Consider the following 13,592-nt stretch of genomic DNA (forward strand, 5'->3'; position numbering starts at 1 on the left):
GTATGGCAAGAATTGGGCGTGGGCAGGGTGGTGTCAGGACATGCGCATCGCCAGATACAGCAGCAGCACGGACCCCAGCGCCAGACCCATCGGGAAATCCTTGCGATCCCAGGATTCCCAGCCCGGCGCGGCGCGGCGCAGGGCCGGTATCCGGCGCGCGACCCGGTGCAACAGGAAGGCCGACAACAGGACCACGGAAAACAGTATGGCGAACCCGCCCAGATCGGCCAGCGCAACGAAGGGCGCCATGGCGGCGGCGAATTTGGCGTCGCCCGCGCCGATCATTCCGACCATATTCATCGCAAAGCCGATGACCAGCACCACGGCCAGGTGGCTCCAGCGCCACATGTAGGTGTCCAGCGGCAGCACCAGCAGACCGACCACGGCAAAGACCGCGACCAGTGTGTACACCGCCTTGTTGGGGATCAGCATGGTTTTCATGTCGCTCCAGGCGACCCACAGACAGATGGGTGCGGCGCAGATCAGAAACCACAGGGCGGGGTTGGTTGTCGGGATCATGGGCGGCTCAGTTCGTGACGTTGGCGTCGAGGGCGCGCAGCGATCGCACCGCGGCCTCGAAATGTTGCGGGTGGGTGTCGATGGCGTCTTCCAGCAGGCCGTGGCCGATGGCCACATCACCCTGTTTGACCGCGCTCAGCGCCAGCGTGTACAGCAGTTGCGCCCGCTCGACCTGGGTCGCCTCGATCACTGGCATCTGATAGTTGCGCTGGGCGCCGCGGGCCAGAACGAGGTTGTTCTTGGCGGTGAACAGGGTGCTGTCATAGCCGATCGCCTCGACAAACAGGCGCTCGGCCTCTTTGAAATCGCCACGGGTCAGTTTGGAATAGCCCCAGTTGTTCAGCACGCCCGAGGGACGGGTGGTCAGGCCAACGGCGGTTTCATAGAAACTGTCGGCCTTTTTCCATTCATGATTGCTATCGGCGATCATCGCTTCCAGGCGGTAGCGCTTGTAGGTTTCAAAGGTGGGCGGAACATCGTTCAGCACCTTTTCGGCCTTGTCCCAGTCGCCGGCCCGGATCAGCGCGTCGGCGTAATCCACATGGTCGTCATTGGTGGCTTCGGGGTGGGCGGCGACCTTGGCCCAGGTGGTGGCGCCTTCGGTGTTGTGCTTGCCCCGGATCAGCGAACGCGCCAGCCCGCGCTGCAGGTCGATCCGGTCGGGCTGTTCAGCGACGGCGCCCTTGAAATAGGCGATGGCCTCGTTCGGGTCGGCCACGGTCAGCATGATGTCGTTCAGGCTGCTTTCATCGGAATTGATGACGTCCTGAATGGCCCGTTCGACCTCTTCTTCGGACTGACGGGTCGTGCATGCCGAAAGCGCTACCACGCCGCTCAGGCACAGCGATACAAGGAAAAGGTGGCGCATTTGTGCGTCCTTTGTACTACTCGGTCCTCACGGTGTGGAGAGAAGAAGATAACGCCCGTCGCCCCGCCGCACCAATTCGAAATTATTATTATCTGCGGCATGATACGCAGGATTTTCCGATTTTGCGATAGCCAAGCGCAGATTTTCGCGGATTTGTTCGGAGTTGCCGCTGTCCAGCGCGAAGGCGACCTTGAAAACCTGCCGCGCCTCGCCGGTCTGGCCCTGTTCCATCAGCACGACGCCCAGATTGTTCCAGGCCGGCACGAAGGTTTCGTCCTTCTTGGTCGCTTCGCGCAGCAGGGCCTCGGCCTGGCCCAGGCGGCCCAGCCGCAAATTGGCGGACCCCAGCGCCGACAGCACATCGACGGTCAGGCCCTGCTCGCCCGCGGCGCGCAGGTAGGCTTTCAGCGCCAGTTCGTATTCGCCTGCCGCCATCAGCCGATGCCCGACAAGCAACCCGTCCACGGCCTCGGTCACTTCGGGGGTGCCGGGCGGCGGCGGCGGCCCCTCGTTCAACGGAGCAAAGCCGCCTGTCGACTGACAGGCGGCCAATAACCAGATCGCAGCGAAGAGAGCGCCTCGTTTCAGCGTCATTGCGTCCCTATTTCATTATCTCCCCCATCTGGGACACGCGATAGACCGACGGACCGATCAGGATGATCAGCAGGGGCGGAACCGTGAACAGCATGGTGCCAAGAGTAAGCTTCGTGGGCAACTTATTCGCTTTTTCTTCGGCGCGCATCACCCGTTTGTCGCGCATTTCCGCAGCATAGACGCGCAGCGCGTCGGCGATCGAGGTGCCGAACGTGGACGATTGCACCAAAACCGTCACGAAAGACGAAACATCGTTGACGCCGCAGCGCTCGCCCATGTCTTTCAGAACATTCACCTTGTCCTTGCCGGCCTTCATCTCGTGGCTGACGATTTCATATTCCTCGGCCAGCGCCGGAAAACCGGCGCGGATTTCCTTGGCGACCCGGACAATGGACTGATCCAGCGACTGGCCCGCCTCGACGCAGACCAGCATCATGTCCAAGCTGTCGGGAAAGCCGTTGATGATCTCTTCCTGACGGGCCTGCACCCGGCGCTCGACCCAGTATTTCGGCAGATAATATCCGATTCCGCCGGGAATGACGATCGACAGGACCAGGCCCCGGGTCGACATGCCGCCATCGGAGGAAGAGATAATCGCATAGACCACGCCGCCGAACAGAAAGATCAGCCCAAGCGCGAATTGCGCGAAATGAAAGGTCCGCACAGAGCCTTTCGAGCGATAGCCCGCGCGCGTCAGCTTCAACCGCGCGGCCGAGAAATCCTCTTCGTTCTGGGGTTCCAGAAAATCGGCGAACTTGTCGAGCTTTTCAGCGGATTTCGAGCTTTGCCGCAGCGCGCGTTCCCGGTCGTCCGGTTTTGGCGCCCGCGCGGTTCCGCTTTCCTGCTTGAGCCTGTCAAGCGGGTCGACCTTGCGGTTCAGCAGAACCGGCAGGGTTCCGACGATGAACAGCACGCCCAGCAGCCCGACCGCATAGAGCGGCCCCAAGGGCCCGAATTTCGAGATCAGCATGTCGCTGATCTGTTCGATAAAGCTCATCACACAGCTCTCCTTAGACCTTGATGTTCACCATTATCCGCATGAAAACCACATTCACGGCCAGGAACACGCCGACGGCGATTGCGGCGGGGATGAAGGCGGCGGTCTCTTTGACGTCGTCGTAATAGTCCGGTTTCATCACGCTGATCATGATGATGGCGAGGATCGGGAAGGCGGACAGGAACATGCCCGACCATTTCGATTCCGCCGTGATCGCCTTGACCCGGCGGAACAGCTTGAACCGCGAGCGGATCACCTTGGCCAGACCTTCCAGAATTTCGGCCAGATTGCCGCCCGATTGCTGCTGGATGGTCACGGCGACCGCAAGGAAGCGCAAATCCTGCATGTCCATGCGTTCGGCCAGATCTTTCAGGCTTTCGGAAATGTCGCGGCCATAGGCGGCTTCGTCCGCGATCATGCCGAATTCGGTGCCCAGCGGATCGGCGACTTCGCGGGCCACGATATTGACGGCAGAGGCGAAGGGATGCCCCACGCGCAGGCTGCGGACCATCAGTTCCACCGCTTCGGGCAGTTGTTCCTCGATCAGCCCCAGGCGTTTCTTGGCCTTGCTCGAGACCCAGAAGAACACTCCGCCCACGCCCATCACCACCGCGACCAGCGCGCGCACGGGCAGAGCCGCCGAGGTGCCCATGGTCATGCCCATGAAGGCCATCACGGTCAGCAACCCCATCACCATGATCAACTGCTTGGGCGAAAAGGCGATATGGGCCTTTTGCGCCTTGTCCGCCAGCAGCGAATACAGCGGGATGCCGCGCGCGCTGAGGTGCTGGCTCATCTCCTTGCGGAGCTGTTCCAGAACCTCTTCGCGGTCGGCGCCCTTTTCCAACATGTCCAAGCGGCGGTTGACGCGGCTGTTCAAGCTGATCGATTTGCCGAAGACGGTCAGGTACAAGCCTTCGACCAGCGCCAGAACGCCGACGAAGATCAGGATATAGATGATTGGTTCTGCGCTGAGTTGCATCTGACGTTACCCCGTGATCGGCTCGAACAGGCTGGCGGGCAGGTCATAGCCCCACTGCTTGAACCGTTGTGAATAATGCGACCGAACGCCGGTGGCGTTGAAGCGCCCGATGATCTTGCCGTCGGGGGCCAGCCCCAGACGTTCATAGCGGAACACCTCCTGCATCGAGATCACGTCGCCCTCCATGCCGGTGATTTCGGTGATCGATACCATCCGGCGCGACCCGTCCTGCAGGCGGCTGGCCTGCACGATCAGGTTCACGGCGCTGGCAATCTGGCTGCGCACCGCCTTCAGTGGCATCTCGATCCCGGCCATGGCGATCATGTTTTCCAGGCGGCTGACGCCATCGCGGGCGCTGTTGGCGTGGATCGTGGTCATCGACCCGTCATGGCCGGTGTTCATGGCCTGCAGCATGTCGATCACCTCTTCGCCGCGCGTCTCACCCACGATGATGCGGTCGGGGCGCATCCGCAGCGCGTTGCGCAGACAGTCGCGCTGACTGACCGCGCCTTTGCCCTCGACGTTGGCGGGGCGGCTTTCCATCCGGCCGACATGGGTCTGTTGCAGCTGAAGTTCGGCGGTATCCTCGATCGTCAGGATGCGCTCGGAATCGTCGATGAACGAGGACAGCGCGTTCAGCGTGGTGGTCTTGCCCGAGCCGGTCCCGCCCGAGACGATCACGTTCAGCCGGCAGGCGACCGCAGCCTGAAGGTAGACGGCCATTTCATCGGTGAAGGCACCGAAATTCACCAGATCGCTGATCGCCAGCTTGTCCTTCTTGAACTTACGGATGGACACAAGCGAGCCGTCCACCGCAATCGGCGGCACCATCGCGTTGAAACGCGAGCCATCGGCCAGGCGGGCGTCGACATACGGGTTGGATTCGTCCACGCGGCGGCCCACGGCGGTCACGATCTTGTCGATGATCCGCAGCAGATGCTTTTCATCCTTGAAGGTAATGTCGGTCAGTTGCAGCTTGCCCGCGCGTTCGACAAAAATCTGCTGCGGCCCGTTGACCAGAATGTCGTTGACGGAATCGTCCTTGAGCAGCGGTTCCAGCGGGCCCAGGCCCATCACCTCGTCGAACAGATCCTGGTGCAGAGTGGCGCGTTCCTCCTTGTTCAGGACGACGCTCATCTCCTGCAGCGCTTCGCTCGAGATCGCCTGGATTTCGGATTTCAGATCGACCTCGCTGGCATGTTCCAGCGCGGAAAGGTTCAGGTCTTCCAGCAGCCGCTTGTGCAACTCTACCTTCAACTCGGAAAACCGTTCCTTGCGCTTGCGCTCCTTGTCCACCGGGGTGGGCTTGGCGGCGGGTCTGCTGGCGGGGGCGGCGCGTTTCTGCGTCGGCTGCGCTGCGGGCGCAGGGGCGGCACCGGCGGTGGGGGCGCTGCCATCTGCGGGGGTCTGTTTCTTGTTGTAACGCGAAAACATGGGGAACGCCTTTGGCTGATTTTACCGGTTACCGGGCTATGGCCTCGTCCTGCGCATGGGCATGGAGGGAGGCGGCAAGCTTGGAAATTTCCTTGCGCAACGGGTTCTTCGCGGCGGTTTCACCCAGTGGAATGCCGTGATCGTTGGCCTGCATCACGGGTTTGCCGCCATCGGGCAGCATCACCTCGATGTCGATATCCAGGTTTTCGGCCATCCGCTTGACCCGGCTCTTGCCGGACAGGTCGGTGAATTTCGGCGCCCGGTTCATCACATAGCGCAGCTTTTCAAAGGGCAGGTCCTCGCTTTTCAGGGCGCGGATCATGCGCAGCGTGTTCTGGGCCGACCGCATGTCCAGCTCCATCAGCGCGAAATAGACATGGGCCTGGTTCAGCACCGTCTCTGTCCATTGCACCAGCGTCTTGGGCATGTCGATCACGACGAAATCGAAGTTGCGGCGGGCGGTGGCGATGATCGTGTTGATGTCGTCCGAGGTCAGCAGATCCAGCGGCAGCATATCCGACGGTGCGGTCAGCACGTGCAGTTTGTCGCCATAGACCTGCAGCGCCTGGGAAAAGCTTTCGCTGTCCATCGACGCGGTGTCGGCCAGCAATTCGTACACCGCTTCGCGGCGGGGCAGGTCGAGATAGGTCGAGGCAGAGCCGAATTGCAGGTCGAAATCCAGCAGGCAGACCCGGGGCGGGTTGCCCTTTTTCACTGTGGCCAGTTCCCATGCCAGGTTCACCGCGAAGGTCGTGGCACCGACCCCACCTGCAAGCCCGTGCACCGGCAGCACCACCCCGTCGCGGGGACCGGACTGGCCTGTGGTCTGCAGCGCGGTCGATTGGGGTTCGGCCACCACCACCACCGGCGCGGCGGCCACGGCCTGCGGCTGGCGCAGACGCTCGATCGCCTCGTGCAGCGCGCCTTCGGGCAGCGGATAGGGCACGAAATCGTCCGCGCCCAGGCGCAAAAGCTGGTGCAGCGCCATCGGGCTGACCTCTTCGGCGATCAGGATGACGCGGACACGGTTTTCCTTTGCGGTGCGGATCAGTTCGCCGATTCCGGGCAGGTGTTCCTCGTCCCGGTCATCGACGGCGATCGCGACGAATTCCAGTTCCGCCGCGTCGGGTTGCTGAAAGAAGACAGCCGCATCTTCGAACGACAGATCGCCCCAGCTTTCACCCAGTTCCGCTTCCATATCCTCGATCAGCAGATCGAAATTCTGAACATCGCGCGATACTGTGCAAGCAACGATCGGCGTCGGCTCGGGCTGCAATGCTGCACTACTCGTCATTGTTCCAAACATCCTTCCATTGCAGGGCGACCACGGCGTGAAGGGGTGCTAATATCCTGTAAAGCCCACTTTTCTTGCCGGGGTGCCCCGGCACGACTCGTCGCCATGCCTGCTGCTACCTCACGGCGACGATGGCGATCAATCTGGGCAACATTACGGCTGAATTTCCGTAATTGTTTGGATTTTGAGGAACGGGCAGGGCGCTGGCCGCCCACACCCTCCGGTGGAAATTACCGTTCTTCTGCAGCGGCTTCCGGGTCGCGCTCGACCGGGCCGTTATCCTCATAGGCGCTTCTGACATACTGGTCGTAGACGAACAGTGCATATTTGCCGTCCAATGCCTGTTCGCGCGTCTTAAGGAAGCCCGAAACCTCGGTCACGGTGCGGCGGTTGGCGCGTTCACGGCCTTCGGTCACGATCAGCGGCTGGGTCTCGCCGAAGGAAACGACGGCCTCAAGCCGGTTGCGCGAAATACCCTGCGACACAAGGAAGCTGACCACGGTCTGCGCCCGGCGCAGGCCGAGCGACTTGTTATAAGCGTCCGAGCCGACCTTGTCGGTATGGCCGTAAACCCGGAACCGGACCTGCGGATACTGGGCGATCCAGCCCGCCTGTTTGCGCAGCGCGTCCTGGGCTGTGGCGTCCAGTGCGGTGCTGTTGAAGGCAAAGTTGACGGTGCTGGGCACATCGGCGGCAAAGCGGCGCGACAGGTTGACGATGGCGGTGCGTTCGCCGGTCATCACCTGCTGGTTGTTCATGGTGGCGTTGCCGAAATCGCCGTCGTCGATCGACGCCCCGGCCGGGGAATAGAAATCGGCGACGCTGCTGGGGGTGCAGGCGCCGAGGCCAAGAAAGGCCGTGACCGAAAGCAGGGCGATCGGGGTCCGCATCATGTCGTCACTCCATCACATAGCCGTAAGAGCCGGAAAAATCCTGCCGGGCCACTTCGCCGGCGGCACCGGATTTCGGCCGTTTCGTCGCAGCGACCTTGCCCTGCAGGAACAGCTCATTCTCGGTCGGGGCGCGTACCCGGTCGGTCGGAAGGGCCAGCGCCTCGCCTCTGGTGGGGGTGACCAGATGGGCAGTGATGATGATCACCAGTTCGCTTTGCTGGCGCTGATATTCCGAACTGCGGAACAGCGCGCCCAGAATCGGCACATCGCCCAGCCAGGGAACCTGACTGTTCTGCGAGGTGAAATCGTCCTTCAGCAGGCCCGCGATGGCAAAGCTTTCGCCATCGTGCATCTCGACCGTGGTCGCGGTCGAGCGGGTCGAGAAGCCCGAGATCGACAGCCCGCCATCGGAATAGGAAACGGTGGGGTCGATGCTGCTGACCTCTGCCATCAGGTGCAGGTTGATGTTCTTGCCGACGACAAGCGGGGTGAAATCCAGCTTGATGCCGAAATCTTTGAATTCGACCGAGGTCTTGCCATTGTCGTCCACGACCGGCACCGGGTATTCCCCGCCGGCCAGGAATTCGGCGTTCTGTCCCGACAGGGCGGTCAGGTTCGGTTCGGCCAGGGTGCGGACAAACCCCTTTGTTTCAAGGGCTTCCAGCAGGACCGCGAATTGCAGGTTGCCAGCGCTGAGCCCCAGCGAGAAGACCCCGGCGCTTTCGCCGCTGCGCGTGGTGCCGGTGGCCGGGTCGCCGTCGAACAGATTACCCAGATTATCACCCTGAATATAGGTGCCGTTGCCGCCGATGACGGCGACATCGCCCGACACATCGCTTATCGCCATGCTGGAGGACAGGCTCTTGCGCACCGAGCGGTTCATTTCGGCAAAGCGGACCTTCAGCATCACCTGCTGGCTGCCGCCGACCACCATCAGGTTGGAAATCCGTTCGGGCGCATAGCGGTTGGCCAGATCCAGCGCCCGGTCGATGGCCGCGCCCGACGATACCGTGCCCGACAGCACCAGCCCGTCATTGGCGGGGCGAACCTCGATATTTTCGCCCGGCAGCACCTCGCGCAGGCGTTCTTTCAACTCGCTGACATCGGCGGTTACCCGGACTTCGACATTGGTGATCAGCCGCCCGTCGGGGCCCAGCAGGGTCAGCGTGGTGCGCCCCGGCTGTTTGCCCAGCACATAGATGGTGCGGTCCGACAGGGTGGAAATATCGGCGATCTGCGGGTTGGCGATGGACAGCTCGGCAAAGATAACATCACTTTCGATCACCACCGCGCGGTTCAGCGGGATATTCAGCGAGCTTGATGTCGCGCCTTCCATGACGCGCAGGGTTTCGGCGCTGGCGCCGGAAACACAACACGTCACAACGGCTGCGCCGATGAAAGCCGCCTTGATAAGCTTCTTGATACTCATGTGATCCTGCCTCTCCGATCACGCTTCGGGTCGGGTCTTTGTGCCCATTTTGCCCGAAGATGCGTCAATTTGCATTTATTTGCAAGAATCAAGCCTTTGGACCGGGGAACTTATGTGGATAAGCCGCAACAGATGCGGTGCTCCGGGGGAACGCGACGCGCGGGCAAACCGGTGGTCTGCCCGCGCCAGCACACTGAAATCGCGCGATTAATTCGTGCAGGGAATCTGTATCTCGACCACGTCCGAGCCCTTTCGGGTCCGAATTGTGCAGACCTCCTCTTTCGGGGCCTCGATGATTGCGGCCTCGGCGACGATGCCCAAAAGCTGGTTTTGGTCGACCTGAACCCCGGTGGCGATGGTTTCGTCCTGGGCACCGACCAGCGACAGCGACAGCTTGCCGGTGGACTGGGCCTGGGCCAGGCCGGCCACCTGGGTCGGGTCGGCCTCGACCGTCACGGTGCGGGCGATGACCGGGCTATAGCGGTCTTCGTCGGCGGTCTGGTCCACCGCGATCAGGCGCATGTTCGCCTGGATCAGCTGGGTAACCTGACGCTTTTCACGGGCCTGCCCCGCGACGCCGGTCCAGTAGACATCCACCCGATCGCCCGGCCGCAGAAAGCCGGACACGCCCGAACTGACATCGACATTGATGGCAAAGGCCCGCATTCCCTGCGCCAGGCGCGAGGTGATGCCGGCATCTTCGCCCGGCTCGGTCAGCTTGACCGCCAGCAGCGGCTCGTTCTTTTCCATTGCGCGCAGAACCGTGCGGAATTCGGCGGCCCCGACCGGGAACAACTCCTCCTCGGCGTGGAATGCCCCTTCGGGTACGGTGTCCTGGGGCCATGCAACCTTGCGCGCATTCTCGACCGTCAGTTGCTCGCCATACCGCAGCGGTTTATCCGCGATATAAATCTCGGTCAGCTTGATCTGCTTTTCACGCGAGGCGCGCTCCTGCGCGAGGGCGACCTGATATTGCGAGATATAGCCTTGCGCCATGTAGACGGCGAACCCGGCAAGCCCCAGGCCGATCAGCAGGACGACTCCGAACACCATTCTCATGACGTTTCCTTTCTTCGCGTGCACAGCGGTTTTCCAGCGGGGAATGCGCCGCGCGGTTTTGACCTGATCCCGACACTGCCGCCGGAATGCGGCGAAAAATGGGACGGGCAATGTCTAAACCGGGGATTTTTCGCTTTGGTGCCAAAGGTCCCGGTCACGGGGGGTCAGCCCCCGGTGTCGGGCTCGATATCCGCGATCGTCGCGCTGACGTTGTCGGCGATGGTGTGGGTGCCATCCGCGAAGACGAGGATTGTCGCCAGGCCCAGGCCGACAACGGCGGCGGTCAGCACGACCCAGTCTACGGTTACGGCGCCACGCTCGTCTGCGGCGAAATCGATAAGCATACGGCGCATTGAGCACTCCTTGCGTTAATAGCTACGACCACATAGGCGCGTCGGGATCATCGCCGCGGATATCTGCGAACTCGCGCAGCCTGCGGTAACCTTGCCGGGGCATTGGGGCCAAACAGTGGCGGAACAAGGGAAAAACAGTTTCATCTGAAATCTGTTTGGAACCTTCGATAAAATGACGCCGCGCCCAGATGGGCGCGGCGTTGAGGTTTTGTGTCGTCAGGCGAAGCGATAATTACTGGGACGGGGTGGTGCCGTCGTTGCCATTGACGCTCATGCCGCCCACTTCGCTCGAAATCCGGCCGGCCAGGGTGCTCATGCCATCGTCAGCGGCGGAAACCACGACCAGGCCCAGACCCACGACTGCGGCGGTCAGAACCACCCAGTCAACGGTCACGGCACCGGATTCGTCATTGTGGAAGTTCTGGATCATTTCAAACAGTTTCATTTCAGGTCCCTCTCTCTGGGTGTATGTTGCTCATTCACTCACCGGGTCGGTTCTTTGTGTGGGCCGCCTCTGTGTTGGCCCGATCACCGCCTCGGCATGGGTGTAAATTTGCTGTTTGATTGGGGCAGCAGTTGGGCGGCTCTGAGGCAATTTTGGAAAGGTTTTAGAAAGTTTTGAATAAACTCATAACCATTTGAAATTTAATATAAATATTAAAAATTTTTATGGAGGCAATTCGTTTTTCGCGCATCCGGCCTTCGGGCTTCGCGGTGAAATCCACAGGGCTTTTTCGGATTTCGATGGTTTCAAACCGGTTTTTTTGCGAGACTCGGTTTCATAAAACAGGGCAGAGCAGGACCCCTTCGCATGAAACGCATCGGTTTGGCCGGGCTGCTGGCCTGCGGACTGGCGGCTCTGCCCGCAATCGCAGAGCCGCCGCCCTATCCCGAGTTCACCTTCAAGCGCGTCAAGCCGCCTGCGGGCGATGTGGCCAGGCGCATCACCGTGCAGATCGCACCACGGCCGGGGGTCGTGCCGCCCGCCGCGACCGATGACGCGCCCGATGCGGTGCCCGGCATCCCGTCGCCCTATGACTGGTATTGGCAGGCGGTTTCCCCCGCTTTGGACGACAGCGGGCCGGGGCGGTTGAACCCGGCGGTTGCCGCGCTGGGCAAGGGGCCGGACGGCGCGCAGGTGCCGGCGCCGCGGCTGCAGGCGATGCAGGGGCTGGCGCAGGACTACGGGATCGAGATCCTGAAGGCGACGGTGGGCACCCGGGTTTCACCTGCTTTGGTTCTGGCGGTGATGGGGGTCGAAAGCGGCGGCCGCCCCGCCGCGGTCAGCGTCAAGGGGGCGACCGGGCTGATGCAGCTGATGCCCGCGACGGCAGAGCGGTTCGGCGTCGCCGACAGCACCGACCCGGTGCAGAACATCCGCGGCGGCGTGGCCTATCTGGACTGGCTGATGGGCCGGTTCGACCGCGACCCGGTGCTGGTTCTGGCTGGCTATAATGCGGGGGAAAACGCGGTGGCGGAACATGGCGGCGTGCCGCCCTATGCCGAAACCCGCGCCTATGTGCCCAAGGTTCTGGCCGCCTGGACGGTCGCGCGGGGCCTGTGCCTGACCCCGCCGGAACTGATCACCGATGGCTGCGTGTTCGCGGTGGGGCGTTCCGGCTGATCAAGCCCCCGGCACAAAGATGTGACATCCCGCCGGTCACACTCACTGTGCATATACGAACATTAAATTCGCCATACTCACGATCCTGTGCGTTGAAGTGAGGCGCATTCGTTCTCAATTTCAGATCATGGCGGCGGGATGGTCCCGCCTGAACCAAAAGATTTGAAAGGAAGGACCCGATGAAAACCTTTATTCTGACCAGCGCGATCGCCCTTGGCCTGTCGGCCCCGGCTTTTGCCGATACCCAACTGGAGCGCCTTCTGGGCGTGGAACCCGGCGTCTATACCGCCACGCAGCTGGTTGCCCTTGCCAGTGCCGCCGATCAGACTGGCAACGATGCCCGCGTCTATTTCGGCGATCCCGCCGAGAGCGTCGCGCGGTCCGGCTCCCTCTATGCCAATGCGTCGGTCCGTGCGACCTTCGCGGAACTGGCGGCCGCTTCGGACGACGGGAACGATCGCCTGAACGCAGGTGCAACCGACCGGGGTATCACCTTTGCCGGCGGCCGGTCCGGTGTGAACAAAGAGGTGATCGACATCGCCAACGAGCTGGCCGAGGCCGGCAAACACGACGGCGCGAACGGCTGATCCCGCGCACCGTCAGAAACAACAACGGGGGCCACATGGCCCCCGTTCACATTTCGTGCTGTGGTGGGTGCGATCAGCCGACGATGGTCGCCTCGGTCGCGGCGCGCAGGTCTTCCTCGGTCACGCCCTCGGCGGTCTCGACGATCTTCAGCCCGCCCTCGACCACATCCAGCACGCCCAGATTGGTGATGATCCGGTCCACCACGCCCTGGCCGGTCAGCGGCAGGGTGCATTCCTTCAGCAGCTTGCTGTCGCCGTGCTTGTTGGTGTGGTCCATGACCACCACCACACGGCCGACACCGGCCACCAGATCCATCGCGCCGCCCATGCCCTTGACCAGCTTGCCGGGGATCATCCAGTTGGCCAGATCGCCCTTTTCATCGACCTCCATCGCGCCCAGGATCGCCATCGCGATCTTGCCGCCACGGATCATCGCGAAGCTTTGCGCGCTGTCGAAATAGGCCGAATGCGGCAGTTCGGTGATCGTCTGCTTGCCGGCGTTGATCAGGTCGGGGTCTTCTTCCCCCTCGATCGGGAAGGGGCCGATGCCCAGCATCCCGTTTTCCGATTGCAGCGTTACATGCACGCCTTCGGGGATGTAGTTCGCCACCAGCGTCGGAATGCCGATGCCGAGGTTCACATACCAGCCGTCCTGCAGTTCCTGCGCCGCGCGGGCGGCCATTTGATTGCGGTCCCACATGATACGCTCCTTATCTTGGTGAAAAAATGACAACCGGAAAATCTACGAAATCCCCGCTCGAAATCGGTTGAGAGTCCATTCTTTCTTCAAAATCGCGCCCGGTTTTTTTGGCAACGTATTCGATTAGTTGTTTTCTAGTGCTATCCGATTGAGTTGCCCAGACATCAAAATGGTTGGCGAGTTCACTAAAAGACGCGTCAGAATGTTCGTTAAGTTCTCGAATAAAATCGTCAACAGTTTGGAGTTTGTCGGCTGGCAT

Annotated in this window: 16 protein-coding genes; 2 read left to right on the top strand and 14 right to left on the bottom strand. The window is 61.7% G+C overall.

Translation table 11 applies throughout. From position 1 onward, the window contains the following. Positions 1-33: 33 nt before the first annotated feature. From ACSR1C_RS07815 to ACSR1C_RS07870, 12 genes are all read right to left on the bottom strand, one after another. The gene (locus tag ACSR1C_RS07815; protein WP_460258733.1) at positions 34-519 is read right to left on the bottom strand and encodes an A24 family peptidase; all 486 of its coding nucleotides are present in this window, start codon (positions 517-519) and stop codon (positions 34-36) included. Positions 520-526: 7 nt separating this feature from the next. Next, positions 527-1,387, bottom strand: a complete 861-nt coding sequence (locus ACSR1C_RS07820) for a tetratricopeptide repeat protein (RefSeq protein ID WP_460258732.1) — start codon at positions 1,385-1,387, stop codon at positions 527-529. 27 nt (positions 1,388-1,414) lie between these two features. Further along, positions 1,415-1,975, bottom strand: coding sequence for a tetratricopeptide repeat protein (locus tag ACSR1C_RS07825; protein WP_460258945.1), 561 nt, complete (start codon positions 1,973-1,975; stop codon positions 1,415-1,417). Positions 1,976-1,988: 13 nt separating this feature from the next. After that, positions 1,989-2,978: a type II secretion system F family protein gene (locus ACSR1C_RS07830; protein ID WP_460258731.1), complete on the bottom strand. Its 990-nt coding sequence runs from the start codon at positions 2,976-2,978 to the stop codon at positions 1,989-1,991. Positions 2,979-2,991: 13 nt separating this feature from the next. Then, entirely contained in the window at positions 2,992-3,960 is a 969-nt protein-coding gene (locus tag ACSR1C_RS07835; RefSeq protein WP_460258730.1) for a type II secretion system F family protein, read from the bottom strand. A 6-nt stretch (positions 3,961-3,966) separates the two neighbouring features. After that, positions 3,967-5,394, bottom strand: coding sequence for a CpaF family protein (locus ACSR1C_RS07840; protein ID WP_460258729.1), 1,428 nt, complete (start codon positions 5,392-5,394; stop codon positions 3,967-3,969). A gap of 28 nt (positions 5,395-5,422) precedes the next feature. Beyond that, entirely contained in the window at positions 5,423-6,688 is a 1,266-nt protein-coding gene (locus tag ACSR1C_RS07845; RefSeq protein ID WP_460258728.1) for an AAA family ATPase, read from the bottom strand. A 230-nt stretch (positions 6,689-6,918) separates the two neighbouring features. Next, entirely contained in the window at positions 6,919-7,581 is a 663-nt protein-coding gene (locus ACSR1C_RS07850; RefSeq protein WP_460258727.1) for an OmpA family protein, read from the bottom strand. 4 nt (positions 7,582-7,585) lie between these two features. Then, entirely contained in the window at positions 7,586-9,010 is a 1,425-nt protein-coding gene (locus tag ACSR1C_RS07855; RefSeq protein WP_460258726.1) for a type II and III secretion system protein family protein, read from the bottom strand. Positions 9,011-9,217: 207 nt separating this feature from the next. Further along, a complete protein-coding gene (gene cpaB, locus ACSR1C_RS07860; protein ID WP_460258725.1) occupies positions 9,218-10,069 on the bottom strand; it encodes a Flp pilus assembly protein CpaB in 852 nt (283 codons plus the stop codon). Positions 10,070-10,233: 164 nt separating this feature from the next. Then, on the bottom strand, positions 10,234-10,422 hold the full coding sequence (locus tag ACSR1C_RS07865; protein WP_460258724.1) for a hypothetical protein: 189 nt from the start codon (positions 10,420-10,422) through the stop codon (positions 10,234-10,236). A 232-nt stretch (positions 10,423-10,654) separates the two neighbouring features. After that, positions 10,655-10,867, bottom strand: a complete 213-nt coding sequence (locus ACSR1C_RS07870) for a pilus assembly protein (protein ID WP_460258723.1) — start codon at positions 10,865-10,867, stop codon at positions 10,655-10,657. Between the two features lie 366 nt (positions 10,868-11,233). On the opposite strand from ACSR1C_RS07870, the gene ACSR1C_RS07875 reads away from it, so the two are divergent. Next, the gene (locus tag ACSR1C_RS07875; protein WP_460258722.1) at positions 11,234-12,046 is read left to right on the top strand and encodes a lytic transglycosylase domain-containing protein; all 813 of its coding nucleotides are present in this window, start codon (positions 11,234-11,236) and stop codon (positions 12,044-12,046) included. A gap of 179 nt (positions 12,047-12,225) precedes the next feature. Further along, a complete protein-coding gene (locus ACSR1C_RS07880; protein ID WP_460258721.1) occupies positions 12,226-12,633 on the top strand; it encodes a hypothetical protein in 408 nt (135 codons plus the stop codon). Between the two features lie 73 nt (positions 12,634-12,706). Here ACSR1C_RS07880 and ACSR1C_RS07885 read toward each other — a convergent pair whose 3' ends face one another. Continuing rightward, positions 12,707-13,336 (bottom strand): 3-oxoacid CoA-transferase subunit B, encoded by a 630-nt coding sequence (locus ACSR1C_RS07885; protein ID WP_460258944.1) that lies wholly within the window; start codon positions 13,334-13,336, stop codon positions 12,707-12,709. A 7-nt stretch (positions 13,337-13,343) separates the two neighbouring features. Continuing rightward, complete coding sequence (locus tag ACSR1C_RS07890; protein ID WP_460258720.1) at positions 13,344-13,592, bottom strand: hypothetical protein; 249 nt, start codon at positions 13,590-13,592, stop codon at positions 13,344-13,346.

This window comes from Actibacterium sp. D185-2, assembly GCF_054954595.1.